This window comes from Arthrobacter sp. 92 (assembly GCF_050260325.1).
Taxonomy (GTDB): domain Bacteria; phylum Actinomycetota; class Actinomycetes; order Actinomycetales; family Micrococcaceae; genus Arthrobacter.
This window is the reverse complement of sequence record NZ_CP189863.1, coordinates 4,512,645-4,536,032: the sequence shown is the minus strand read 5'-3', so window position 1 is coordinate 4,536,032 and position 23,388 is coordinate 4,512,645. Positions and strand designations below refer to the sequence as shown.

At 66.5% G+C, this 23,388-nt stretch carries 22 protein-coding genes; 11 read left to right on the top strand and 11 right to left on the bottom strand.

What is annotated here, in order from left to right; translation table 11 throughout:
* Window positions 1–2: 2 nt before the first annotated feature.
* Window positions 3–3,146 carry a fibronectin type III domain-containing protein gene (locus ACP4XC_RS21135; RefSeq protein ID WP_427172692.1) on the bottom strand — a complete coding sequence of 1,048 codons (3,144 nt, stop codon included), beginning with the start codon at window positions 3,144–3,146 and terminating at the stop codon, window positions 3–5.
* Between the two features lie 647 nt (window positions 3,147–3,793).
* On the opposite strand from ACP4XC_RS21135, the gene ACP4XC_RS21130 reads away from it, so the two are divergent.
* The 3 genes from ACP4XC_RS21130 to ACP4XC_RS21120 all read left to right on the top strand — a co-directional run bounded on the left by ACP4XC_RS21130 (window position 3,794) and on the right by ACP4XC_RS21120 (window position 5,885).
* Complete coding sequence (locus tag ACP4XC_RS21130; protein WP_427172690.1) at window positions 3,794–4,432, top strand: protein tyrosine phosphatase; 639 nt, start codon at window positions 3,794–3,796, stop codon at window positions 4,430–4,432.
* A 129-nt stretch (window positions 4,433–4,561) separates the two neighbouring features.
* Window positions 4,562–5,119, top strand: coding sequence for an RNA polymerase sigma factor (locus tag ACP4XC_RS21125; protein WP_427172689.1), 558 nt, complete (start codon window positions 4,562–4,564; stop codon window positions 5,117–5,119).
* On the top strand, window positions 5,112–5,885 hold the full coding sequence (locus tag ACP4XC_RS21120) for a hypothetical protein (protein ID WP_427172688.1): 774 nt from the start codon (window positions 5,112–5,114) through the stop codon (window positions 5,883–5,885). Before ACP4XC_RS21125 ends, ACP4XC_RS21120 begins: the two co-directional genes overlap by 8 nt.
* A gap of 38 nt (window positions 5,886–5,923) precedes the next feature.
* On the opposite strand, the gene ACP4XC_RS21115 is transcribed toward ACP4XC_RS21120, so the two are convergent.
* Both ACP4XC_RS21115 and ACP4XC_RS21110 read right to left on the bottom strand, forming a co-directional pair.
* Window positions 5,924–6,502: a COG4315 family predicted lipoprotein gene (locus ACP4XC_RS21115; RefSeq protein WP_427172687.1), complete on the bottom strand. Its 579-nt coding sequence runs from the start codon at window positions 6,500–6,502 to the stop codon at window positions 5,924–5,926.
* A gap of 113 nt (window positions 6,503–6,615) precedes the next feature.
* Window positions 6,616–6,756, bottom strand: a complete 141-nt coding sequence (locus ACP4XC_RS21110) for a hypothetical protein (protein WP_427172686.1) — start codon at window positions 6,754–6,756, stop codon at window positions 6,616–6,618.
* Between the two features lie 61 nt (window positions 6,757–6,817).
* Between ACP4XC_RS21110 and ACP4XC_RS21105 the strand changes: the two genes are divergently transcribed.
* The 3 genes from ACP4XC_RS21105 to ACP4XC_RS21095 are packed head-to-tail and all read left to right on the top strand — an operon-like array spanning window position 6,818 to window position 9,186.
* Complete coding sequence (locus ACP4XC_RS21105; protein ID WP_427172685.1) at window positions 6,818–7,318, top strand: sigma-70 family RNA polymerase sigma factor; 501 nt, start codon at window positions 6,818–6,820, stop codon at window positions 7,316–7,318.
* Entirely contained in the window at window positions 7,315–7,989 is a 675-nt protein-coding gene (locus tag ACP4XC_RS21100) for a zf-HC2 domain-containing protein (RefSeq protein ID WP_427172684.1), read from the top strand. The genes ACP4XC_RS21105 and ACP4XC_RS21100 overlap by 4 nt, the downstream gene beginning before the upstream one ends.
* Before the next feature lie 39 nt (window positions 7,990–8,028).
* Complete coding sequence (locus tag ACP4XC_RS21095) at window positions 8,029–9,186, top strand: pyridoxal phosphate-dependent aminotransferase (protein WP_427172682.1); 1,158 nt, start codon at window positions 8,029–8,031, stop codon at window positions 9,184–9,186.
* A 76-nt stretch (window positions 9,187–9,262) separates the two neighbouring features.
* Here the strand turns inward: ACP4XC_RS21095 and ACP4XC_RS21090 are convergent, their stop codons facing one another.
* The 3 genes from ACP4XC_RS21090 to ACP4XC_RS21080 form a co-directional block, all read right to left on the bottom strand.
* Window positions 9,263–10,012 carry a DUF1206 domain-containing protein gene (locus ACP4XC_RS21090; protein WP_427172680.1) on the bottom strand — a complete coding sequence of 250 codons (750 nt, stop codon included), beginning with the start codon at window positions 10,010–10,012 and terminating at the stop codon, window positions 9,263–9,265.
* A 236-nt stretch (window positions 10,013–10,248) separates the two neighbouring features.
* On the bottom strand, window positions 10,249–11,202 hold the full coding sequence (gene trmB / locus ACP4XC_RS21085; protein ID WP_427172679.1) for a tRNA (guanosine(46)-N7)-methyltransferase TrmB: 954 nt from the start codon (window positions 11,200–11,202) through the stop codon (window positions 10,249–10,251).
* 49 nt (window positions 11,203–11,251) lie between these two features.
* A complete protein-coding gene (locus tag ACP4XC_RS21080) occupies window positions 11,252–11,650 on the bottom strand; it encodes a hypothetical protein (protein WP_427172678.1) in 399 nt (132 codons plus the stop codon).
* Window positions 11,651–11,833: 183 nt separating this feature from the next.
* On the opposite strand from ACP4XC_RS21080, the gene ACP4XC_RS21075 reads away from it, so the two are divergent.
* Entirely contained in the window at window positions 11,834–13,078 is a 1,245-nt protein-coding gene (locus ACP4XC_RS21075) for an MFS transporter (RefSeq protein ID WP_427175189.1), read from the top strand.
* A 52-nt stretch (window positions 13,079–13,130) separates the two neighbouring features.
* On the opposite strand, the gene ACP4XC_RS21070 is transcribed toward ACP4XC_RS21075, so the two are convergent.
* From ACP4XC_RS21070 to ACP4XC_RS21060, 3 genes are all read right to left on the bottom strand, one after another.
* Complete coding sequence (locus ACP4XC_RS21070; protein WP_427172677.1) at window positions 13,131–13,529, bottom strand: hypothetical protein; 399 nt, start codon at window positions 13,527–13,529, stop codon at window positions 13,131–13,133.
* A gap of 177 nt (window positions 13,530–13,706) precedes the next feature.
* Window positions 13,707–14,996, bottom strand: coding sequence for an MFS transporter (locus ACP4XC_RS21065; RefSeq protein WP_427172676.1), 1,290 nt, complete (start codon window positions 14,994–14,996; stop codon window positions 13,707–13,709).
* A gap of 17 nt (window positions 14,997–15,013) precedes the next feature.
* Complete coding sequence (locus ACP4XC_RS21060; protein ID WP_427172675.1) at window positions 15,014–16,303, bottom strand: M20 metallopeptidase family protein; 1,290 nt, start codon at window positions 16,301–16,303, stop codon at window positions 15,014–15,016.
* A 173-nt stretch (window positions 16,304–16,476) separates the two neighbouring features.
* Between ACP4XC_RS21060 and ACP4XC_RS21055 the strand changes: the two genes are divergently transcribed.
* A complete protein-coding gene (locus ACP4XC_RS21055; protein ID WP_427172674.1) occupies window positions 16,477–17,508 on the top strand; it encodes an Lrp/AsnC family transcriptional regulator in 1,032 nt (343 codons plus the stop codon).
* Between the two features lie 120 nt (window positions 17,509–17,628).
* Window positions 17,629–19,014 (top strand): MFS transporter, encoded by a 1,386-nt coding sequence (locus tag ACP4XC_RS21050; RefSeq protein WP_427175188.1) that lies wholly within the window; start codon window positions 17,629–17,631, stop codon window positions 19,012–19,014.
* Window positions 19,015–19,023: 9 nt separating this feature from the next.
* Here the strand turns inward: ACP4XC_RS21050 and ACP4XC_RS21045 are convergent, their stop codons facing one another.
* Both ACP4XC_RS21045 and ACP4XC_RS21040 read right to left on the bottom strand, forming a co-directional pair.
* Window positions 19,024–20,529, bottom strand: a complete 1,506-nt coding sequence (locus tag ACP4XC_RS21045) for an amino acid permease (RefSeq protein ID WP_427172673.1) — start codon at window positions 20,527–20,529, stop codon at window positions 19,024–19,026.
* Window positions 20,530–21,016: 487 nt separating this feature from the next.
* The gene (locus ACP4XC_RS21040; RefSeq protein ID WP_427172672.1) at window positions 21,017–21,298 is read right to left on the bottom strand and encodes a hypothetical protein; all 282 of its coding nucleotides are present in this window, start codon (window positions 21,296–21,298) and stop codon (window positions 21,017–21,019) included.
* Between the two features lie 121 nt (window positions 21,299–21,419).
* Here ACP4XC_RS21040 and ACP4XC_RS21035 point away from each other — a divergent pair, with 121 nt between their 5' ends.
* Entirely contained in the window at window positions 21,420–22,088 is a 669-nt protein-coding gene (locus ACP4XC_RS21035) for a response regulator transcription factor (protein WP_427172671.1), read from the top strand.
* Between the two features lie 32 nt (window positions 22,089–22,120).
* Window positions 22,121–23,302, top strand: a complete 1,182-nt coding sequence (locus ACP4XC_RS21030) for a sensor histidine kinase (protein ID WP_427172670.1) — start codon at window positions 22,121–22,123, stop codon at window positions 23,300–23,302.
* Window positions 23,303–23,388: the final 86 nt, after the last annotated feature.

Below are 23,388 nucleotides of genomic sequence, written 5' to 3'. Positions count from 1 at the left end.
AGTTAGCCGTTGGTGAGGGTGGCGTCGTCGAGGTACATCCAGGTGTCGTCTGCTGGTGAGGTGCCGTCGAGGTGGACGTTGAACCAGAGAGTGATGGTCTGGCCTTTGTAGGCGGTGAGGTCGGCGGTGATTTGGGTCCAGGTGCCGGAGTTGCTGCAGAGTTTGAAGATGCTGCCCAGGGTGGTGCCGGTGGTGGAGCGTACTTGTGCTTCCATCCAGTCGTATTGGCAGGTGGTGCCGGTGCAGGTGTCGTCGTTGGTGTGGGGCTGGTACCAGAAGCGCAGGGTGGAGGTGCCGGTGGCCGGGACCGTGATGGTCTGGGAGAGGCTGCTGTCCCCGAGGGGTTCGGCGCCGGAGGCCAGGCCGAGGAGTGCGGAGCCGGTTCCGGTGTGGGCGGTGGTGGAGGTGACGGGGGCTTTGACGCCGCCGGTGCTCCAGCCGGTGAGGCCTGATTCGAATCCGCCGTTGGTGATGCTGGTGCCGGCTGTTGTTGCCGCGGGGGTGACGGTGTTCGAGGCGGAGGAGGCCGGGGAGGTGCCGATGGCGTTGGTGGCGGTGACGGTGAAGGTGTAGGCGGTGCCGTTGGTCAGTCCGGTGATGGTGGTGCTGGTGGCGGGCGGGTTGCCGGTGATGGTGACGGGGGTGAGGTTGGTGGTGCCGGTGTGTGGGGTGACGGTGTAGGAGGTGATGGCCGAACCGCCGTTGTTTGGCGCGGTCCAGGCCACGGTTGCGGAGGCGTTCCCCGCGGTGGCGGTGACCCCGGTGGGAGCAGCGGGCGCCGTCGCGGTTGTTTGGGTGTTGGTGAGGGTGGCGTCGTCGAGGTACATCCAGGTGTCGTCTGCTGGTGAGGTGCCGTCGAGGTGGACGTTGAACCAGAGGGTGATGGTCTGGCCTTTGTAGGCGGTGAGGTCGGCGGTGATTTGGGTCCAGGTGCCGGAGTTGCTGCAGAGTTTGAAGATGCTGCCCAGGGTGGTGCCGGTGGTGGAGCGTACTTGTGCTTCCATCCAGTCGTATTGGCAGGTGGTGCCGGTGCAGGTGTCGTCGTTGGTGTGGGGCTGGTACCAGAAGCGCAGGGTGGAGGTGCCGGTGGCCGGGACCGTGATGGTCTGGGAGAGGCTGCTGTCCCCGAGGGGTTCGGTGCCGGAGGCCAGGCCGAGGAGTGCGGAGCCGGTTCCGGTGTGGGCGGTGGTGGAGGTGACGGGGGCTTTGACGCCGCCGGTGCTCCAGCCGGTGAGGCCTGATTCGAATCCGCCGTTGGTGATGCTGGTGCCGGCTGTTGTTGCCGCGGGGGTGACGGTGTTCGAGGCGGAGGAGGCCGGGGAGGTGCCGATGGCGTTGGTGGCGGTGACGGTGAAGGTGTAGGCGGTGCCGTTGGTCAGTCCGGTGATGGTGGTGCTGGTGGCGGGCGGGTTGCCGGTGATGGTGACGGGGGTGAGGTTGGTGGTGCCGGTGTGTGGGGTGACGGTGTAGGAGGTGATGGCCGAACCGCCGTTGTTTGGCGCGGTCCAGGCCACGGTTGCGGAGGCGTTCCCCGCGGTGGCGGTGACCCCGGTGGGAGCAGCGGGCGCCGTCGCGGTTGCCGCGGGGGTGACGGTGTTGGAGGCGGAGGAGGCCGGGGAGGTGCCGATGGCGTTGGTGGCGGTGACGGTGAAGGTGTAGGCGGTGCCGTTGGTCAGTCCGGTGATGGTGGTGCTGGTGGCGGGCGGGTTGCCGGTGGTGGTGACGGGGGTGAGGTTGGTGGTGCCGGTGTGTGGGGTGACGGTGTAGGAGGTGATGGCCGAACCTCCGTTGTTTGGCGCGGTCCAGGCCACGGTTGCGGAGGCGTTTCCTGCGGTGGCGGTGACCCCGGTGGGAGCAGCGGGCGCCGTCGCGGTTGCCGCGGACAAATCGTTCATTTCGTAGTCATCTGTGGTCAGTGTGCCGTTGCTTATCAGATTCAGCCCGAAACTGACCGCATTGGCGCCGGAGGGGAGCGCGGGCGTGGACCAGGTGGCCTGCGTCCAGCCGGAGGCTGCGTTGAGCAAGGGACTGGCCGTCCAGTATTGCCACGTGCCGATGCCCGTCCGGACGTACACCTCGAACTGGGTTGGCGCAGTTGACTTGTACCAGGCTTTTAGCTGGTAGATGTGCCCAACAGTTCCGGTCGGCGAACATTCACCGAGGTCGAGTGTTGGCAACAGCTTGGCGTCGCCATCGACGTAGTTGGTCATCGTCAGTCTTTCGGCGACCGTTCCGGTGTGGCCGGGGCTGACTTCGCTGAACGTGGGCGTGTTGGACCCGTAGCTTCCCGTTGCCCAGCACTTCGGGAGCCCTGCCACGGGCCCGGCCGTCTCCAGGCTGGGGTTCTGCAGCAAGTTGCCGCTTGTGATCGGTGCCGGTGGCGGCGGTCCTGCAATCACAGGCTGCACGGGGCCGCCGATGACTCCGCGGACGGTCTTTACCGCGATCGAACCGGCATCCTGCTGGGATTTGAGCCACGTGGTGTACTGGTCGAAAAGCGCGGAGGTGATGGTCAGAGGGTCTGTGGTGCCCGTGCCAATGTGGTGGAACGTCACTTGGACCCATCCCCCGCCTGAGTTTTGGGCATTAGTGACGAGGCTTTGCAGGTCTGAGAGGGTCCAAGTGTTGTCCACCTCATCCGGAGCTTTGGTGAGGTACGGATCTGCCGGTGGGATGCTCTCGGCAAATCCACAGCCTGTGCAGCCCCCCTTGCTTTGGATGTCCCCGAGGCCCCGGGCGCTGTTGAGGCCACAGTTCTTCACGACTGTCTCGACGGATGCATTGGACGCCGCGAACGGGTAGGCGAAGTCGGTAATGACGAGCCCCCAGTTGGTGAGGTTGACCCTGTCGTTGCAGACCTGGCGGGTGGCCTCGTCGGTGGACATTGCCGTGAGGTCCGGGTGCGTAACTGTATGCCCGCCGATCTCGTTGCCGGCGCTTTGCAGGGCTTGGACCTGGGCGGTGGTCATGTAGCCAGGAGCGTTCATATATCCTGACGGCGTGAAAAAGGTGCCAAGCAGACCCTTTGAATTCATGGTCGAAGCCGCCGCCACTTGATCCGCATTGGCGTCATCGAACGTCAACGAGACGATGGTACTTGCCGCGGCTACTGCCGGGGCTGGAAAGACCGTGCCTTGAAGAACCATGGCGGCCAGCATGACAAGCACTCCGCCAAGGGCGGTCCACCGGCTCCGCGGGCGACGTGATAATGCCGAAGGCCGGTGGTTTGCAGGGAGGTTCATCTGAGTGGTCCGCTCGTTCGACAACGGCATTGCTGGATTGAACCGGGCCAAATCCAGTCCGCCGGCTGCATCGGAGCCGCGGAAGGGGACCGCTGCGCCGAACAAGCCGGGGCGGAACGGACCGCCGGAGCCGCGGACGCCTGCCACACGTCCCGAGATGTAGCGCTGAGCCGCAGGTGCGGCTCCAAAGCAGTCTACGGAGGGAAAGGACACCGGCGCGCGAGTGGGCGCCACCCGGGCTACAACATCATGTGCGGGCAAGCACTTGCTCACCACCCGGACCGTTTGTCGCCCTGATTAACATGCTCAACGGGACTACTTGAACCCCCTCAACTGCACTACTCGACCCTCCAGTTACACGCAGACATCTGTTCCGTGCCCAGCGGCTGCGGAAGAGCATTTCGACTCCGGTAAAAGAAATTTCGGCACAGCGTAACTTTTACGTACCCGCCGGCGATGTGTAGGGAGTGTGGACCGCGTCCGCACTGCTTGAGTGGCCGGATTCAACCTGGCCGTTACTGACACTGTTGTATACGTTTTCGGAGGGTTCCATGTCCTTGTTCACTGTTTTTGCCTCTAGTAAGGTCGCTGCGAGTGTATTGGCGGCCGGTACGCTGGCGGTCGGTGGCACCGGCGCAGCCGCTTTTGCCGGCGCCCTTCCCAGCGACGTCCAGCAGAGCGCCCACGAGCTGCTCGGCGCCCCCGCCCCGCACGTCGGCGGCGTCTCCGGGACTGCCACATCCGGCGCTAGCGCTGAGGCCACCGCCAGCGCCACCGCCAGCGCCTCCGCCACGCCGTCAGCCACCGCTTCGGCCACGGCTTCCGCAGACGCTGACAGCGAAAAGGCCACCGCAGCCGCGGGCCCCGACGCCACCGGCCCCGCGGCCTTCGGCCTGTGCACCGCCTTCACCCACGGTGGCCTGGACGCAGGCTCAACCGCGTTCAAGTCGCTCGCCGTTGCCGCCAAGGGCGAAGCCAACATCGACAGCTACTGCGCAGGCGTGACCGCCCCGGGCAAGTCCGCCAGCCACAAGGCGGAGGTCTCCGGCTCCGGTGACACCGCCGCGAAGGTTGAGGTCCCCGCCGCTCCCTCCGCACCGGAACTGCCGAAGCAGGCGACGGTCCCCGCAGCACCGGCACTGCCGAGCCAGGTTCCCACCGAGCTGCCCACCCAGGCTGGCCGTCCGTAGCACAACCGCTATGGTGGACCGCGGGACTCTCGTGCGTTGGTGGGGGTCCCGCGGTGCAACAGGCGCAGCTTCCAGCCGTTCCACAACCCGGAACGGCATGGCAAGTTGGGCGGGATGGAGGAGCCCCGGGTGCTAGAAGCCTTGGCTGATGAATACGTGGACATGGACGGAGCTGATCCGTCCGTGCTGTTCACGCTTGTCTACCGCAAGTTCTCCGGTGCAGTCCTGGGCTACCTGAGGGCGCGAGGGGTGGACGACCCCGAGGCCGTGACCCAAGATGTGTTCCTGGCCTTCTACCCCAAGATGGATGGCCTGCACGGCGGCATCCAGGGCGCCAAATCGCTCATTTTTTCAATTGCGCACGCTCGGATGGTGGACTACTACCGCCGCAGCGAACGTACCCCGGCCTTCAGCCCTTACGAATCGGAGCTGGACGGCCGCAGGACAGCATCAGCTGAGGATCTGGCCCTTTCAGCGGTGGACGGGGGAGGGGCAACGGCCCTGCTCGATGGCCTCAGCCCCGATTATCAAGAAGTCCTCGCGCTGCGGATCGTTGCCGACCTTTCCATTGAACAGGTTGCCGAGATCATGGGCAGGACACCTGGAGCTGTGAAACAGCTTCAACGCCGGGCGCTCTGCGCCCTCAGGGATCGAGTATCGGAAGGAAGCCAGGCACATCATGAGTGACACCTCCTCATCCCGGAACCGGCGCATTGTCGACGAGCTACTTGCCGAAGCCGGACTTGAAGATTCCGAAAACCTGCGGCCAGTCCTCCTTGATCTTCGCGCCCTTGCCGGGGAGGGCCCCCGCCCCTCTGCACGGCTGGAGGCCCTGATGAGCGGCGTGGCTGGCGGAGTTGCATCCGCCGTTGTTCCCGACGGTGCTCCCGCCGTTGGCAGTCAGGCGCCCGTTGATGAACTCGCTGCCCGACGGCGGAGCAAGCGCCGTCTGCCGCTGACCGCCCTCACCGTAGCCGCTGCGCTCGCGGCAGGAGGCGCCGCGGCTGCCGCTTCAGACGAAGGCATCCGCAACACGTTCGGAAACGTGCAGCACGCGGTCACCAACTTCGTCGGCGCCCTCACCTCCGGAACCGGCGGCCACAGCACCGGCCAACCGGCTTCCGTGCCCGGGGGGGCAGCCGCGGGCACGTCGTCCCCCGCCCCCAACATTCCGTCCTCCCTGCCCCCGAGCGGCACCGCGCCGACGGTTCACCCGGGCCAGGGCGGCCTTCCGTCTCCAGCCGAAACCACGCGCGCGGGCTCACACATCCCCGAGGTCACGTTGCCGAGCCACGCGCCGCCGACGGTCGGAGGGACTGTCCCGGGAACTGGACGGGGCCCGGACGGCAGACCGCTGCCCTCTCCGGGCGTGAGCCTGGACCCTTCCGGTGTCCCCACCGCGCCCGTGCAATTGCCGTTACCTGGCCAGCCGACGCCGACGCCGCGGGGGTAGCGATAGCGCGGTACTAGGCGGACAACGCGGGAACGGTGCTAGTAGCCGGCCCCCGACGAGGCTTTGACCATATCGCCCGCTGGGCTGACCAGATACCAGACGCCACCCACGCCCTCACCGAGGGTGTCCCCGGGTGCTTTGTCCTTGGCGAAGAAGTACAGCGGCAAACCGTTAAGAGTCAGTTGCTTCCGGCCGTCGGGCGTCGGGACGCTTCCCACCGTACCGGTCACTCCTTCAACCGCAGGGGAGTCGGACGCGGTTGTGACCGGGGGCCAGTTACTGGCGCAAGTGCCCGTGCACGTGCTGGCGGAGCCCTTGACGTCCTTCGCAAAAACGTAGACGCTGATGCCCCTCGCATCCACCACAATCTGCCCGGCAGTGGACGACGCGGTCTTGAGCACCGGCGCGGCTGCGGGGACGGAAGACGCGGACGCGGAAGAACCGCCGGACGTCGCCGCCGAAGGTGAAGCCGGCGAGGCCGATGCGGACGCCCCCATGGAACCGCCCGCCGTCGGACCTGCCGGGGACGACGACGTTCCGGAGCCTCCTCCGCCGCAACCTGCAAGCACGGCGGCCACCGCCAGAATGTAGAGGCCACTTCCCAGTTGCTTCTTCATGCCCTGCTCCTTGGCTTTGTGCCGGCGCCGTCCGCCGCTAACCATTACGACGACTGCGGGCGCAGAATGGTTCAACCAACGTTTTGTGGGAGCGGCTTTGTAGGAGCGGCGGCCTACGCCACGGCGGTAACGTTGAACCCCGTGCCGTTGAACCGCGCAGTTGAACGGTGCCGTTGAACCGTTTTGTCCCCCTCGTCGTCGTAAGTGGCGGACAGCGGCCGGATGGGCCGGCTGGCGGCAGCGACGGTGGGCATGGTGACGGCGGTCAGCTTGGGGATAGGACTACAGCGCTCAGGACAGCAGGGAGGCGCCCGGATGCCACTCGATGAAGACGTGGTGGCCGCCATCTACCGAGAACACGGTGAAGCGCTGAGGCGCTTTGTGCTGAGCGCCTCCCGCGATGCGCAGGCCGCCGAGGACGTGGTGCAGGAAACCGTGCTGCGCGTCTGGCAACAGGCACCGCAGATCACCGGCAGCCTGCGAAGCTACCTGTTCCGCACCGCCAGGAACATCATGATCGATAACTACCGGCGGGCCCAACGACGCCCGGTGGAGGCCTCCGAACGGGACGTGGTTGACCCTTCGGAGGCGGCCGAACGCGTGGATGAACTACTCAACCGGGTGCTGATGGAGGAAGCCTTGCTGCGGCTAAGCCTCGAACACCGCGAGGTGCTGGTAGCCCTGCATTACCGCCGGTTCACGGTCTCTGAAGCGGCAATCCAGCTGAACATACCCGCCGGCACCGTGAAATCGCGCGCCTTTTACGCTGTGCGGGCGCTGCGGACGATACTGGACGAAATGGGGGTGCAGCGATGAGCGGAACGGATCTGCACCAGCTGCTGGGGGCATACCTGCTCGGTGGCCTGGAACCTGCCGAGGGGAAACTTTTCGAGCAGCATCTGACAGGCTGCCAAACCTGCCGCCGGGAGCTGGATGAACTGGCCAGCCTGCCGGCCTTGCTCGATGCCCTTCCCGTGGCTGACGCCGTGGCCCTCGCTGATTCGGCAGCACAGCCGGAAGCAGCACCTTCCGAGCCCGGACCCGGCGCGCTGCTGGCTGAACTCTCTGCACGACGCCGGGCGTCCCGGCGCCGGTGGATGGCGCTTGTGGGAGCGGTGGCAGCAGCATTTCTGGCACTGGGAGTGCTCGCCGCCCCGTTGATGAACCAGCCGCCGAGGCCGGACGCCAGTTACTCCGTGCAGGCTGCCGGGGGCATGCAGGTGCAGCTGGATCTCCTGAAGAAGGCCTGGGGGACCGAGGTGTCCTTCACGGGCACAAGCCTGCCGACCCGGGGCACGCTGTCCCTGTGGGTCCGAACCGCTGACGGCGGCGAGGACCGGGCCTGCAGCTGGGCCGCCACCCCCGCAGGCAAGTCCCGGGTCACAGGTGCCACCCCTGCCCAGATCAGCCGGATCACCAAGGTGGAACTGCGTGACGAGGCGCAGCAGACCGTGGCCGTTATTTCCATGGTGGGCGGCTCGTCCTGAGCCATTGACGCGGCCTGCGCACGGTGGGACGCTGGGCACATGGTCCGCGGGAGGACCGGGCGGTTCGCCCGGATTCAGCCCTTCGGCATCGACAGGGTGGTAGCCGCGGTCGGTGATGACCCCGCCGTGCTCCGCATGGAAAACCTGGACACTGATGTTGCGCCCCCGCCGTCGGCAGTCGCCGCCACGCGAGATGCCGTGGGAAATCAGGCCGCCAACAGCTGGCTGCCGTTTACCGGCACGTTGGCCCTGCGCCAGGCCGTCGCGGCCAAGCTCCGCCACCAGACCGGGCTGTCCTACGATCCCCGCACGGAGGTGGTGATCACCGGCGGTGCATTGGCGGGAATGCTGAGCGCGCTGCTGGCCACCGTGGATCACGGGGACGAGGTCATCCTTACCGATCCCACCTACGCGGGAATGATCAACCGGGTCCGGCTCGTCGGAGCCGTGCCGGTCTTCGTGCCGCTGATTGTTTCCGGCGGACGCTGGCGGCTGCACCCGGACAGGCTGGCCGCGGCGGTCACACCCCGGACCCGTGCCATGCTTCTGATGAGCCCGTCCATGCCATCGGGACATGTGTTCAGCGACGCTGAATGGGGCGCAGTCCGCGACGCCTGCCACCACGCGGACTGCTGGCTGCTCTACGACGCGGCCATGGACAGGATCCTGTTCGACGGTGTGACCTACCGTCATCCGGCTTCCTTCCCGGAGCTGGCGCCACGGACCATCACGTTGGGCGGCGTGTCGAAGAACTACCGCATGATCGGCTGGCGCGTTGGCTGGGCAGCAGGGCCGGCCGAAGTCATGGGAGACATTGCGCTCGCGGCCATTTACAACACCACAGTGGCCAGCGGTTTCAGCCAGGCTGGGGTCTTGGCCGCCCTGACCGGCGCCGACGACGGGATCGCCGGCGCCGTGCGCGAGTGGAAGTCCCGCCGGGACCTTCTGGTCTCGGAACTGGACGGCCTGCCCTTCGTGGTGCCCGACGGCGGCTGGTCCCTGTTGCTGGACGCGGAAGCCTTGGGCATGCGGGCCCCCGAACTCTCCCGGAGGCTCCTGTCCGAAGGCCGCATTGCCGCCACGCCGATGACCGCCTGGGGCCAGGACGTGGCGCCGCGCTACGTGCGGCTCGTTTACGCCACCGAGCCGATAAGCCGGTTGCGCGGCGTGGGACAACGGGTCCGCGCCGCACTCTAACGACCCTCCTCAGGCCCCTTCACAGCGGAGCGTTACTTGCTGTGCTTACGTTCGGGCCGCTCTTACGTTCGGACGGCTACATTTTGGCGAGCTTCGCCCTGACCATCTGGAACACGCCGTAGCAGATCAGGCCGGCGCCGACGGCAGCCAAAACATAGATCCCCAAAGGCTGGTCGCGGAGGGCCTTCAGCCCGCCGTCGAGGCCCGTGGACTCCTCCGGGTGCGCCTTGACGGTGGCGACGATGATCAGCAGTCCCACGAGCAGCAGGACGACGCCCTTGGACACGTAGCCGGCCATTCCCAACCACGTGACCGCGGTGCGGGCCTTCTCAGATGCTGGCGGCCGGATGTACTTCGCAAAGGACTGGCGGAGGCCGCGGATGGCATAGATGATGCCGGCTACGGCAACAGCCAGGCCAAGGATGATCAGGAGCGCCACACCCCCCGGGGCTGTCATCAGGTTCACGGTGATGTCACGCGTGGACTTGCCGCTGTCGCTGCCCGCGCCCATGGCGAAGGACGCGAAGGTCCCGGCGAAGACCAGGAAGATGGCCGCTTGCCCGGCGGCCTTGAGTTTCTTGCCGATCTTTCTGCGCTTGGGCAGGTGGCTGAAGTCAAAGATGGCGTCGCTGGTTTGCCAGACAGCAAGAGCCAGACAGGCTACAAAGCTGCTCCACAACAGGACGGGCCCGGCGGGCTGGTTCGCCAGCTCCTGCACCGCGCCGCTGAAATCGGCCTTTCCTTCGCCGCCCATGGCCAGACGAATGGCGATTGCACCCACCAGGAAGTGAAGGATGCCGCTGACGGCAAACCCGGCGCGGGCCATGAGCTCCAGTGGCCGCGAGTTGGTGACTTCCTCGGCCGCGTCCGCAGCCTCTTTTAGTTCCTTTTTGATGTTCGGATCCCTCGTGCAAATTGGTTCTCTCGGGGGGACTGGCCCTCCGAGTCGGAATACTGCCCTAATGGTGCCACGGCAATTGGGCCCGCAACAGCTCCTGGCTGGCGGCCGGCTCTGGTCGTCTGAAACTAGAGGGAGCCCAGGCCTGGCCCCGCCAATCGGGCCTACACGCGCCGGTAACAGAGGTCGAAGATGAGCCTGCCGGCCTCGTGCGCCTTGTTCTCGAAACTGGTGCGGATGCGGCCCTCGAAGCGTGGCGCCCAGCCGCCGGTCTCATCCACGCCTTCGTTCGGCCCGGTGTGCTCGGTGCTCACCGGGGCGCGGCCTTCCTTGACCGGGGCGCCACCCACCAGGGATTCGACGCCGGACTGCCACACCTGCGTCAGCGGACTTTCCGGTCCCCTGCGCTCGCCGTCGTGAAGGTTGGTGAAATCCGGGGACGCGGCCAATACATCGCGGACGTGAACGGCGTAATTGGACCAGTCCGTGGCCACCCGGAAGAGTCCGCCGGGCTTCAGGGCGGTGGCCGCCAGGGCGGCAAACTCTGGCTGGATCAGACGGCGCTTGTGGTGCCGGGACTTGTGCCAGGGGTCGGGAAAGAAGACCCACAGTTCGCTAACGGACCCCGGCGGCAGCATGGTGGCGAGCACCTCGGGGGCGTTGGCCTCCACCACCCGCACATTGGTGAGCTTCCGGCCGTTGATCTTGATCATGGTGTTGGCGAGGCCCGGGGTGTAGACCTCCACGGCCAGGAAGTCGCTGCCGGGATTCTCCTCGGCGGCATGGCAGACGGCGTCGCCCAGTCCCGAGCCGACCTCCACTATCAGGGGAGCTTTGCGGCCGAATTCGGCCTCGGCATCGAAAACGTAGTCCGGGTGAACGGAGGTGTTGGCGATGTGGCGCGGAACATCCACGGCCCAACGGTCCGAGTGCTCCTCCCAGGCCTGCTGGCGGCGGCCCTGCAGGCGGGTACCGCGGCGTACGAAGCTCACGGGCCGTCCTCCGTAGGTCCCGAAGGAGGCCTGGGTGCCGGGGGTGACCGGGCGCGTTGGCTGCGTGGGCTCGGAAGCAGACTCCGGGTGCTCCGGCTGCCGTGCGGATTCTGGGGATTCACTCATTCCCTCCAGAATAGTGGAGTTTGGGTACCGGCCCCGGATCGGCGGTCGTTCACCAGATGATCCTGACGCTGCCGTGCAAGACCATCAGGGCGATAACCAAGAGCGCCTGCAGGGCCAGGACGGAGAGCCCCAGTACTCCAGCGGTCCAGGCGTCCGTCCGTGGCGGAAACCGGATCACGGCGCGGATGCCGAGGATGGCGGACAGCAGCCCGAACAGCACCGGCAGGCTCCAGAAGACCGCTATTGCAACCCACTGGAGCCGGTCCGTGCCGGTATCCGGACGGGTGAACAAGGCGGCGATCGTACTGACGGGCAGGGTGAAGAGCGTGCTGCCGAAGACCAGCACGCTGAACACGAGGCCCGCGACAGCGCCCCCGGCGCCCTTGGTCTCCGGGGTCATGGTTCCGCGAGGGTCTTGGCGGCTGGGAGTTGGCATCGCAGGGTTCATGCTGCCCACGCTAGGCGCGGTCCTGGGGTGCCCCACAGGGGCCATGTATGCGATGTGGAAAACTTCCGGAACGCTGTTTTGCCCCGGCGCGGAGCGCGGCCGCGGGGAGCCTGCAAGAATGAGCGCGTGACCGAAGCACAGAATGCAGCATCGAAGAACGACGTTCGCCGGCACGTGGGCGGCGTGAATCGCAGTACGCTCGTTGACGCCGAGATCGATGAACTCCCGGCGGCGGAGCCCACACAGGTTGCCACGAGCCGAGGACTGATTTACCTGGGCGTTTGCCTGGTCCTGATCGGGCTGAACCTGCGTACCGTGTTCTCCAGTTTTTCGGCGGTACTGCCCGAAATCACGGCCGACGCGGGGCTGCCGGGCTGGGCCGTGGTCGTCCTCACGACGGTGCCGGTCACGTTGCTCGGCGTCTTCGCGCCGATCGCTCCCATCCTGGCCCGGCGCTTCGGGGCCGAACGCGTCCTGCTTGGCGCGATGGCGGTGCTCACGGCCGGCCTGCTGCTGCGTCCGCTTGACCTTCCCGGCGTGGCCCATCTGCCGGCGCTGCTCGCGGGCACCGCAGCCTGCGGCGCGGCCATAGCGCTGTGCAACGTGCTGCTGCCGGGCCTGGTGAAGCGCGATTTCCCGCATCGGCTTGGCCTGATGGGCGGCCTGTACACAACGGCCATCTGCGCCTCGGCCGCCCTGGGCGCGGGATTCACCTACCCTGTCTTCAGCGCAACGGGCCAGTGGACCACGGCGCTTTGGTTCTGGGCGGTGCCCGCCGGCGTCGTGCTGCTGCTATTCCTGCCCCTGGCCCTCAGGCAGCGGCATCCGCGCCATCAGGCCGTCACCGACGGCGTGAATGTGTGGAGATCGGCCATCGCATGGCAAGTCACCATCTTTATGGTGCTGCAGGCCATGATGTCCTTCAGCGTATTTGCATGGCTGGCACCCATTCTGCGGGAGCGCGGAGTGGACGGCGGCACGGCGGGCCTTATCGTGTCCGCCTCCATCGTGCTGCAGATGCTGGGCTCACTGTTCGCTCCGGCGCTCGCCACCCGGTTCCGCGACCAGCGGGCCATCAACACCGTGGTGGCCCTGATGACCGGCGGCGGGTTTGCCCTGAGCATTTTCGGCCCGCTGGACCTGATCTGGCTCTGGACCGGTTTGCTGGGGCTGGGCCAGGGAAGCCTCACGGCCGTTGCCTTGACCATGATCATGGTCCGCACCCGCGACGGCCACACCGCTGCGCACCTTTCCGGGATGATGCAGGGCGTGGGTTACGGGGTGGGCTCCACAGGAACGCTGATGGTGGGCCAGCTGCACCAGGCCACCGGATCCTTCGCCGCCGCCGGGATCCTCTTCCTGGTGGTTGGCTCGTTTGCCGCGGTATTCGGGTACAGGTCCGGACGGAACCGGTTCGTCGGCGACTGACCCGCCCCGGCTGCCCCCCGCGAAGGGGCGCACGGGGATTCGATAAAGCCGCTCAGCCCGAGGGGGTGATGATGTGGTCCGGTTGCCAGCCGCTGCCGTAAACCCAGCGGTTCCCCTTGGCCAACTGCCGGTCGCTGGGGCTGAACCACCACAAAACCTTGACCTTGCAGTGATAGGTGACCGTCACACGGGCCATGGCGCCTGCTTCCGGAACATCCAGGATTGAGGTGGGCGCGTTCTGGGTGGTGTTGGCGAAGTTCTGGCTGGCGTGCATCCCGCCGTCGCCGTTGACGTCCACATGCGAAATTCCATAGACGCCGTACTGCGGGCAAAAGTCACCCGACACCGAAAACCGCACCAGCTGCGTTGACGCGGCCTCCGCCGGGGGAGCCAGAAGCATTGATCCCGCGAGAACCAGGACTGCGGCCGGAACAGAAGCGCCGAACTTCATGACACACCTGCTTTCGGCGCCCACTCGAAGACCTGGGCGCGTGGGCTGAACCACCCCCCGCGGGCTGAAAACCGTCAATCTACCACGCACTTCCCGCGGAGGGAAGCCTTGGATAGTAGACGGCCCGGCATTGGCGCACTGGTGCTCGTGGCGCCTGGCCGCCGCGGGGGGCTCACGTCAGTCGCGCAGGTCTTTGCCTCTCGTTTCAGGAATGGTGAAGATGAACACCGCGGAGATGACGAGGAGAATCACGGCGTACATGTTGAACAACTGCGGCGCCTGGAGGGATGTGCCCAGCCACTGCTGCAGATAGGGCGCGGTTCCGCCAAAGAGCGCCACGCAGATCGAGTACGGGACGCCGACGCCCACGGTTCGGATGCTCGTGGGAAACATCTCGGCATAGACGGCGGGAACAATCGCCGCGCTCGCTGCAATAAAAATGAGCATGACGGACATGCTGACCGCCAGCTGCCAGGCCGAATCCTTGAGAAGCCAGGTCATGGGGAAATGCATCACGGCCGCACCGATGGCTCCTGACCACAGCACCTTCTTGCGTCCGATCCGGTCGGACAGCTTGCCCCAGAACGGCAGGGCCGCGATGAACACGATATTGCCGACCACGCCGGCCCACAGGGCTTCGCCGCGGTCGATCTTCAGCGCCGTGGTGGCGTAACTCGGAGCCACCACGCCCCAGATGTAGTAGATGACTGTGAGGCCCACGGTGAGGCCGATGACCTGGAGGGCCTGCTTGCGGTACCGGACGATCTGCGGCCAGATCGGCTCGCGTTTCTCCGCAAGGCTCTCGCCCTCGAAGACGTCGCTCTCATGCAGTCGGGAGCGCATGATCAGGGCGTACAGGCCCATCGCGGCACCGATCAGGAACGGAATGCGCCAGCCCCAGGCGTTCATGACCTCCGGGCTGAGGGCCATGTTCAGGACGGCGCCGAGCAGGGTGCCGAACAGGATGCCGACCGTGCCGGACGTGTAGATCAGCGTGGCCCAGTATCCGCGGTGTTCCTTCGGCGCGATCTCGGACAGGTACGTCTGGGACGAGGGCAGCTCCCCGCCGTGCGCCAGCCCCTGCACCAGCCGGGCCACCAGGAGCACCAGGGAGGCCCAAACCCCGACGGCGGCGAAGGTGGGTGCGATCCCGATCATCAGGCTGCCGAGTGAGGCCAGCCCCACGGCCATGGTCATGGAGGCCTTGCGGCCGATTCTGTCGCCGATCCAGCCGAACAGGAAGCCGCCGAAGGGGCGTGCCACGAAGCCGACGGCGAAGATCGCCAGGGTGGACAGGACCGCCGACGCCGGATCCGCCTTGCTGAACAGCTGGCTGGCGATGAACGGGGTGAAGGTGGCGTAAATGGCCCAGTCGTACCACTCGACGGCGTTGCCGATGCCCGTGCCGACGATGGTCTTGCGGGTGGACGCCCGGGCCGCGAGCCGCGGATTGGCAGTGGTTGTCATGATGGTCTCCAGAGTGTCTATGACCGGGGGGCCATGTGGGTGGCTTCGGTGGAATCGGCGGTGACGCCGGGGATGGCCGCCTGACGGGCCGATGAGGCAAGTGTGGCGATCCGGGACAGCGCCAGCTCCGCGTACAGCGCCGCGCCGTCGGCGAGCACTCCGTCGTCGAACGTTGCGTTGGGGGAGTGGTTGAACGCGGCGACGGCGTGGTCCGCGCCCGGAGGCACGGCGCTGAGGCCGATGAACGTGCCGGGTACCTCGGCAAGGACACGTGAAAAGTCCTCCGACCCGCTCAGCGGGGTGGCCAAGCGCGAGAGCCGGGAGCCGTCGAAGAGTTCGGCAATGACCTCTTCCGCTATGTGCGTTTCGTCCTCGTCCGTGACGGTGAGCGGGTACTCCTCCTGGTAATCGACATCGACGTCGAGGCCGTGCGCCGCCGCGATTCCCTTAAGGAGGCGGGGAACCGTCGCCATCATCTTCCGACGGGATTCCCCGGAGAAAGTGCGGATGGTGGCCTCGATGCGGGCAGTTTCGGGGATGATGTTGCGCTTGGTGCCGGCTTGGAGGACACCCACGGACAGGACCACTGGATCGAACATATTGAACTGGCGCGTGACCATGACCTGCAGGGCGGTGACCATCTCTGCGGCTGCCGTGACGGGGTCCTTCGCGGAGTGCGGGGCCGAGCCGTGGCCGCCGGCGCCCAGAACGGTGACCACCAGGCCGTCGGAGGAACTGAGCATCACACCGGGCTTGGTGCAGAACCTGCCGTGCGGCTCCAGCGCTGAGAACACGTGCATCCCGTAGGCCGCGTCCGCCCGTCGTCCGGCGGCGTCCAGGACGCCTTCGCGGATCATATGGCTGGCGCCGTCATACCCTTCTTCTCCCGGCTGGAACATCAGGACGACGTCGCCAGCCAGCTGGTGACGGCGCTCGGCCAGGAGTGTTGCCGCTCCGGTGAGCATGGACGTGTGGAGGTCGTGGCCGCAAGCGTGCATGGCGCCGTCGAGCCTGGACGTGTAGTCCACGCCCGTCCTCTCCTGCACCGGCAGGCCGTCCATATCCGCACGAAGCAGGACGGTGGGCCGGGCGGCGTGACCGGCCGGCCCGCCCTGGCCCCGGAGCACGGCTGTCACGGACGTGGTTGCCGTTCCCAGGGTGATTTCGTACGGCAGCCCGTCCAGGGCCTTGAGCACTTTCTCCTGGGTGCGGGGAAGCTGCAGGCCGATCTCGGGCTCCCGGTGCAGTTCGTGGCGGAAACGGGCAAGGTCTGCCTGCATTTCACGGGCGTCCGTGGTGATCGGCACGTGTTCTCCTCTGATGTGGATGGAACGGATGGGCGAAGCGGGCTTTACCGAGCGGCTAAAGACTGCCTGCGTCTATTCTGGAGTGACATGATTCACAGACGCCCAAACGGCTGGAAAAATGCAAAAGACCGGGCATAGAGCTGGATTCGTGCATTTTGGAAGGGGAACACCCGATGGAACTCAGCGAAGACGACCTCGCCCTCATCAACGTTCTGCAGATCGCCCCGCGCCTGAGCTGGGCGGACGCCGCCGCGGTGCTGGGCGTTCATGCCACTGCCCTGGCAGGCCGCTGGGAGCGGCTTCGGTCCGGCGGCCATTCCTGGGTCACGGCTCACCTCATCGGTGATCCGCACCAGATGTGCTTGGCGTTCGTCGCCGTGGACTGCGAGATGCACCGGCGCGGGGAAGTCATGGCCAGCCTCGCCGAGATGCCTGAGATTGTCACCGTGGAGGAGGCGGCCAGCAGCCGGGATGTGATGTTGACCGTTATTACCGCCTCCCTCGAGGAATTCAGCAGGAAGGTCATCTCGAGGCTGAAGGACATCGAGGGTCTCGTCAAGTATCAGACGGCACTCTGCACGCGGTTGCACTCCAGTGCCGGCTCCTGGCGGGTCAACGTACTGAGCCGCACGCAGGAGGCCACCGCGCGGACCCTGGCCGGACCCGGAGCCACCGGCGCCACACAGGCGGCAGCGGCGGAACCCCTGCCGCAAAGCCACCTTGCGCTCCTGCCTTTTCTGGCCAAGGACGGACGGGCCACTGCGGCGGACATCGCCCGCGGGCTGGGCAGGCACCCAGCCACGGTCCAGCGGCAGCTCAACCGCGTGCTCGCGAGCGGGATACTGGCATTCCGCTGCGAGGTGGCTCAGAAATTCTCGGGGTTCCCCATGACCTGCCAATGGTTCGTCAACGTACCGGCCGGCCAGCACGAGGCAGCTGCCGCCGAGCTTCGGACCATGCGCAACGTGCGGCTCAGTGCCTCCACCACGGGGTCCACGAACTTCGTGATCATCATGTGGCTCCAGTCCCTGGCCGACGTCATGAACATTGAGCTTGCGTTACAGCAGAAGGTGCCCGGGATCGTGCTTGTGGAAAGCGTGGTGATGCTGAGCACAGTGAAACGCGTGGGCTGGATGCTGAACCCGGACTCGACGGCGAGCGGCGCGGTAGTGGTGGACGCGGGCGGACTGGACCTGGCCGGCTGAGCCACGTATTCCGGCAGGTGGCCGGGCAGTGCAGTGCACTCTCGGCCGGTGATGGATGCGATCCGGGCGCTGCTGTGGCATGCTTCTCCAACGCCCACCCCTACCACTCAGGTCCGCACCGTGCACCGTAACGCCCCCTCAGAAGCCCCCCAGGAAGCAGGGATCCTGCACCGGCACTACCTGCTGGTGACTGTCGGCGCCTGCGCACTGGTGTTCCTGGCCGCCTTCGAATCTCTTGCGGTGACCACCATCATGCCGGTGGTCAGCCGGGAACTGAACGGTGCCGGGCTCTACGCCCTGGCCTTTGCCGGCCCGCTTGCCACCGGCGTGATCGGTATGGTCGCGGCAGGCAACTGGGCGGACCGGCGGGGGCCCGCGGCACCCCTATATGCTTCGGCGGGCATGTTCGTGCTGGGGCTGCTGATCGCCGGAACCTCGGGGAGCATGCCTGTCCTCGTGGCAGGCCGCCTGGTGCAGGGTCTGGGCGGCGGTGGCATGACGGTGGCACTGTATGTGGTGGTGGCCCGCGTCTACCCGCCGTTGCTGCATCCGAAAGTCTTTGCGGCGTTTTCGGCTGCGTGGGTGATCCCGTCGCTGGTGGGCCCGTTCGCCGCCGGAATGGTTGCCCAGCTCGCCAGCTGGCACTGGGTCTTCCTGGGAGTGGTGGGCCTCGTGCTCCCGGCCCTCGTGATGATCGTTCCGGCCCTGCGGGGACTCCATGGCGCAGCTCCCGGGAAACCGACGCCCTGGTCCTACGGAAGGCTGGCGTCCGCGGCACTGGCGGCGATTGCGGTCCTGGGCCTGAACCTGTCGTCGCAGGTACCGGTGGCCGGCGGTGCCCTGGCGGCGGCCGCCGTCGTCGTCGCACTGGTTGCGGTGCGCCCGCTGGTGCCGGCTGGAACCCTCACCGCGCGCCGGGGGCTGCCGAGCGTGGTTCTTGCGCGAGGGCTGATTTCAGCGGCCTTCTTCGGGGCCGAGGTCTATCTTCCCTACCTGCTGGTGGAGCGCTACGCGTTTTCCCCCACCTTCGCCGGGCTGACGCTCACCTTCGGGGCGGTGGCCTGGGCGGCGGGCTCCGCCATCCAAGGCCGGCTCGGCGCGCGGCTGAGCCACCGGCTGGCGGTAAGGGCCGGGTCCGCAATGGTGCTGGGTGCCGTGGTCCTTGCCCTGGTGACGGCGCTGCTCGCTTGGTCCGCCGTCGTAGCCATAGCGGGCTGGGTAGTCGCAGGCGGCGGCATGGGACTGATGTATCCGCGCCTGAGCGTGATGACCCTCGCACTGTCCACGCCGGACACCGAAGGCTTCAACAGTTCGGCGATCTCCATCTCGGATTCCCTGGGAGGAGCCCTCGCGCTCGCCACCACCGGGATTGTGTTTACGGCGTTAACGACGACGACGGCGGGCGTCACCGGTGCGTCCTTCGCAGGAGTCTTCGCACTGGCGGCTGCCATCGCCGTCGTCGCCGTGGGTGTTGCCCCCCGGGTTGCCGCGAAGCAAGCGGGGTAGGTCGCGCGCCTAGGCGGTGGTCCTCACGTCCGCGGCCTGTGACGCGGCCTTCTTCTCGGCCGCGAACAGAGCCTTCCATTCCTCGATGCGGGCCTGCTGGAGGGGCGTCTGGCGGTTGAAGTGCCAGGCTGCGCCGAGCATCAGGAACCAAACGGGAGCCACCACCAGTGCCATGCGGGTGTCGTCGGCCTGAGCCAGGGCCACCAGCATGAAGATGAAGAACGCCAGCACCACGTAGGGCATAAAGCGTGAACCCGGCATCTTGTAGGCCGAGGCGGCGTGGAGTGCGGGCCGGCGGCGGCGGAACATGATGTAGCTGATCAGGATCATGGACCAGACGAACATCGTCAGGACGGATGCCACCGAGGTGACGATGGTGAACGCGCCGATGACCGAATCGCCCGCGTAAAGGAGCACGAGGCCGGCGAGCAGGAAGATGCAGGAGAAGAGCAGGGCGTTCTGCGGAACCTTCCGGAGACTCAGCTTCCCGAACGCCTTGGGCGCGTTGCCGTCCTGGGCAAGGCCGTAGACCATGCGGGACGTCGAGTAGATTCCGGAGTTGGCGCTGGAGGCGGCGGAGGTCAGGACCACCAGGTTGACGACCACGGCCGCGATGCCCAGGCCGGCCAGGGTGAACATGCCGATGAAGGGGCTGCTGGCCGGATCGATGCTGTGCCACGGGTTGACTGCCATGATGACCACCAGCGCGCCCACGTAGAAGAGCAGGACGCGTACGGGGATGGAGTTGATGGCCCGCGGAAGGTTCTTTTCCGGATCCTTGGTCTCTGCCGCCGCGGTGCCCACCAGTTCGATGCCGGCGAAGGCGAAGATGGCGATCTGGAAACCGAGGATGAAGCCGAACATCCCGTGCGGGAACATGCCGCCGTCGTTCCACATGTTGGCGATGTTAGCTACCGCGCCGTTGGGGGACGTGAAGTGCGTGGCAATCATGATGATGCCGGTGGCGATCAGGGCCACGATGGCGACCACTTTGATGATGGCGAACCAGAACTCGGCCTCACCGAAGGCTTTGACGCTGGGCAGGTTGAGCAGGATCAGCACCAGGGGTGTGATGAGGGCCGGGATCCACAGAGGTGTTCCCGGAGCGAGCTTGTCCACGTAGCCGGCGATTGCCACTATGTCCGCCACTCCGGTGACCACCCAGAAGAACCAGTAGGACCAGCCGGTGAAGAAGCTCGCCCATGGTCCCAGGAGTTCTCCGGCAAAATCGCTGAATGATTTGTAGTTCAGGTTGGAGAGCAGGATCTCGCCCATGGCCCGCATGACGAAGAACAGCATGAAGCCGATGATCATGTAGACGAAGATGACGGACGGACCCGCCAGCGAGATTGTCTTGCCCGAACCCATAAAGAGTCCGGTGCCGATGGCTCCGCCGATGGCGAGGAGCTGGATGTGGCGGTTGCCAAGCGCCCGGGCAAGGTGCGGTTCCTGCCCTGGCCCCCCGGCGGATTCCGTTGCAGCGCTGGCGGCAATGGTTGTGATTCGTTCAGACATAAGGCTTCTTTCCTTGTCACGGGCTGGGCCCCGGTCGCGTGGGCGGCGGGCGGATTACGCCGCTCCGCCTGCCCCGCGGATCCGTCGTGAATGTGACGGAGATAACAACTGGGCTCGTGGATTAAGACTAGGGCCGGGATTTTGGCACCCGTGGTGCCAGGGCTGCGGCCCCTCCGGACACTTCCGGGCGGCTTCGGCGGCGCCGCTGCCGCCCGGGCCGCTCCGTGGCATCCCCGGAAAGGGCATTCTCCGGCTAGGCGTGGGGATTCATGGCGACGGCGGAGAAAGGCTGCCGTGGCTTCTGCCTCCGGCGTCGGGGCATCACTCGCCGCCCCGGGAGACTCGACAACTGTCGACCATCATAGCCTCAATTGTCGTCCGCTGTCCGACGTCACAATGATGGGGGCCGGGGGCGCCGCGGACCGCAGCGGCACCACGGACTCCAGCGGCACCGCCGCAGTAAGCAAGCCGCGGTGCTGGCAGCCGATTACCGGATTTTGGTCGGAAGGCTGGCCACGACGGCAACTCCGCCGGCGATCTGGGCCACGCTCAGGCCCCGCATCACCCCGGGATGCTCGTTGAGCCGCTGGAGAAACTCGCGCCACGGCTGGGGCAGCGGCGCCTGCGCCCACCTGGCCGTGTGCTGGGCAGGAAAGAGCGCCCCGACAACGCCGTCACCGATGACCATAATGGCCCATAACTCCGCAACTAGAACACCCAAGGTAACCTCCTGAATGGTGGCCGGCGTGAGCGTGGCCTCCGCGCCCATGCCATCAGTCTCCCGCGTGCGGTCTGAGGAGTGCAGAGTCTTTGGGCCCGCAGGGAGAGAGTCCCGGGGGCGCCGCCGCACCCTGACTCCGCCGGACCGTGGCACACCTATACTTCACACCATGAACGACGGCCCGAAAGTCCTGCTGGTGGAAGACGACGCCGGACTGGCTTCGATGTTGCGGGAGTTGCTGCTCGGCGAGGGCTACGAGGTGGTCCTGGCGGCGGATGGGCAACGAGCCCTTCATGAGGGGCTAAGCCAACATTTTGACCTCCTGCTAATGGACCGCGGGCTCCCGGCCATCGAAGGACTGGACGTGCTGGGCCGCCTCCGCAATAAGGGAATCTCGACGCCGGCCTTGATCCTGTCGGCGCTGAGCAACCCCGCCGACAGGGTGGAGGGCCTGGACCGCGGAGCCGAAGACTATCTGGGCAAGCCTTTCGACATCGACGAGCTGCTGGCGCGGCTCAGATCCCTCCTGAGAAGGCACTCCACCCACGCCGATGCGGTACCGGTCCCCGGCGGGATGCTGGACATCAACGGCCGCACGGTCACGCTGGGAAGCGGAGCAGAGGTGGTCCTGTCCGAACGGGAAAGCGGACTGCTGGCCCACTTGGGCCGCCGCCCGCGGCAGATCTTCACACGGGAGGCGCTGCGGACCGCGGTGTTTCCCGATGCCGACGACGACGGCGTGGTGGACACCTACGTGCATTACCTGCGCAAAAAGCTGGGACGGACCTCCGTGCTCACCGTACGGGGGATGGGATACCGGCTTGGTGAGCTCCGGTGACCACACGGGACCAGTCCGAATTCAGGCGCGCCGTGACACGGCTGGCAATCCAGTTCACTGCGCTCATCGTGACCCTCCTTGCCCTCATGGGCGGCCTGCTGTACTCGGTGGTTACCACTGGCGCCCGCGAATCGGACAACCGGAAACTGGCGGCTGCCACCCTGATCGACTCGCCGAGGGACGCCCCGCTGGATGTCTTCGTGGCCATACTCAACAACGGCCAGCTGACGGTATCGCGCAACATGCCTGCGGGACTTCCCGATACCTCCGCCATTAACCGCGTGCTGGCATCGCACCACAGCGAAACGGGGACCAGCCAAGTGGCGGGAAGGAGCTACGCGGTGCTGACCGCCTTCCATGACGGAAGGGTGGCCCAGGCCGCGGTGGACCGCCATGAAAGTCAGGAAGAAACAGACCGGCTGGTCCTGGCCATGGGCTCCACCGGAGCGGCGGCTGCCGTCCTTGCCGCGCTGGTATCCGTGTGGATGGCCGCCAGGGCCCTGCGCCCGCTCGCCGAGAGCCTGGCTCTGCAGCGCCGGTTCGTGGCCGACGCCAGCCACGAGCTGCGCACGCCGTTGACGTTGCTGAGCACCCGGGCGCAGATGCTGCGAAGGAAACTGACCCGCACGGGCGCCCAGCCGGCTCAAGAAGAACTAGTGGACGGGGTGGAGCGCATCGTTGAAGACTCAAAGCTTCTCACCGGAATCCTGGATGATCTGCTGATCTCGGCCGATCCCCGCGCGGCGGCTGACTACGAGCCTGTCGATCTGGGCAGCATTGGGGCGCGCGCGGCCGCCCTCGCCGAAGCGGAGGCACAGAAACGATCCATCGGGCTGGACTCGCGGTTTCCTTCGGCGCCCGTGACCGTGCGCGGCTCCGAGGTGTCCCTGGGGCGCGTGTTCACAGCATTGATTTCCAACGCCCTGGATCACGCAAAGAGCACTGTGACCATCCAAGTCAGCACCCGGGGCCGCGAGGCCGTCATCCGGGTTGCCGATGACGGGCCCGGCTTCCCGCCAGACTTTGATACCAGGGCCTTTGAACGCTTTGCCTCCTCACGCGCCGACGCGGGAGTGGAAGGGGTGTCCCGGCACTATGGACTCGGCCTGGCCCTCGTGGCTGAGATCGCCACGCTTCACAAAGGCCGGGTGGGGATCGCTCCTGGCCCGCCGAGCGGGGGCGCCGCCGTGGTGGTCACCCTGCCGCTTGCCTGAAAGTAAAGCACGCTGACAGGAACGTCTAAGAAATCACAAAGAATCCGCGAGGATTATTGGTTTAACGGCATTCTCATCAAGGACAG

Bases quoted from the DNA above. Each gene is read 5' to 3' on its own strand.
- ACP4XC_RS21135 (WP_427172692.1), bottom strand. From the start codon at position 3,146: ATGGTTCTTCAAGGCACGGTCTTTCCAGCCCCGGCAGTAGCCGCGGCA.
- ACP4XC_RS21130 (WP_427172690.1), top strand. From the start codon at position 3,794: ATGTCCTTGTTCACTGTTTTTGCCTCTAGTAAGGTCGCTGCGAGTGTA.
- ACP4XC_RS21120 (WP_427172688.1), top strand. From the start codon at position 5,112: ATGAGTGACACCTCCTCATCCCGGAACCGGCGCATTGTCGACGAGCTA.
- ACP4XC_RS21115 (WP_427172687.1), bottom strand. From the start codon at position 6,502: ATGAAGAAGCAACTGGGAAGTGGCCTCTACATTCTGGCGGTGGCCGCC.
- ACP4XC_RS21110 (WP_427172686.1), bottom strand. From the start codon at position 6,756: ATGCCCACCGTCGCTGCCGCCAGCCGGCCCATCCGGCCGCTGTCCGCC.
- ACP4XC_RS21105 (WP_427172685.1), top strand. From the start codon at position 6,818: ATGCCACTCGATGAAGACGTGGTGGCCGCCATCTACCGAGAACACGGT.
- ACP4XC_RS21100 (WP_427172684.1), top strand. From the start codon at position 7,315: ATGAGCGGAACGGATCTGCACCAGCTGCTGGGGGCATACCTGCTCGGT.
- ACP4XC_RS21095 (WP_427172682.1), top strand. From the start codon at position 8,029: ATGGTCCGCGGGAGGACCGGGCGGTTCGCCCGGATTCAGCCCTTCGGC.
- ACP4XC_RS21090 (WP_427172680.1), bottom strand. From the start codon at position 10,012: ATGGCCCGCGCCGGGTTTGCCGTCAGCGGCATCCTTCACTTCCTGGTG.
- trmB (WP_427172679.1), bottom strand. From the start codon at position 11,202: ATGAGTGAATCCCCAGAATCCGCACGGCAGCCGGAGCACCCGGAGTCT.
- ACP4XC_RS21080 (WP_427172678.1), bottom strand. From the start codon at position 11,650: ATGAACCCTGCGATGCCAACTCCCAGCCGCCAAGACCCTCGCGGAACC.
- ACP4XC_RS21070 (WP_427172677.1), bottom strand. From the start codon at position 13,529: ATGAAGTTCGGCGCTTCTGTTCCGGCCGCAGTCCTGGTTCTCGCGGGA.
- ACP4XC_RS21065 (WP_427172676.1), bottom strand. From the start codon at position 14,996: ATGACAACCACTGCCAATCCGCGGCTCGCGGCCCGGGCGTCCACCCGC.
- ACP4XC_RS21055 (WP_427172674.1), top strand. From the start codon at position 16,477: ATGGAACTCAGCGAAGACGACCTCGCCCTCATCAACGTTCTGCAGATC.
- ACP4XC_RS21045 (WP_427172673.1), bottom strand. From the start codon at position 20,529: ATGTCTGAACGAATCACAACCATTGCCGCCAGCGCTGCAACGGAATCC.
- ACP4XC_RS21040 (WP_427172672.1), bottom strand. From the start codon at position 21,298: ATGGGCGCGGAGGCCACGCTCACGCCGGCCACCATTCAGGAGGTTACC.
- ACP4XC_RS21035 (WP_427172671.1), top strand. From the start codon at position 21,420: ATGAACGACGGCCCGAAAGTCCTGCTGGTGGAAGACGACGCCGGACTG.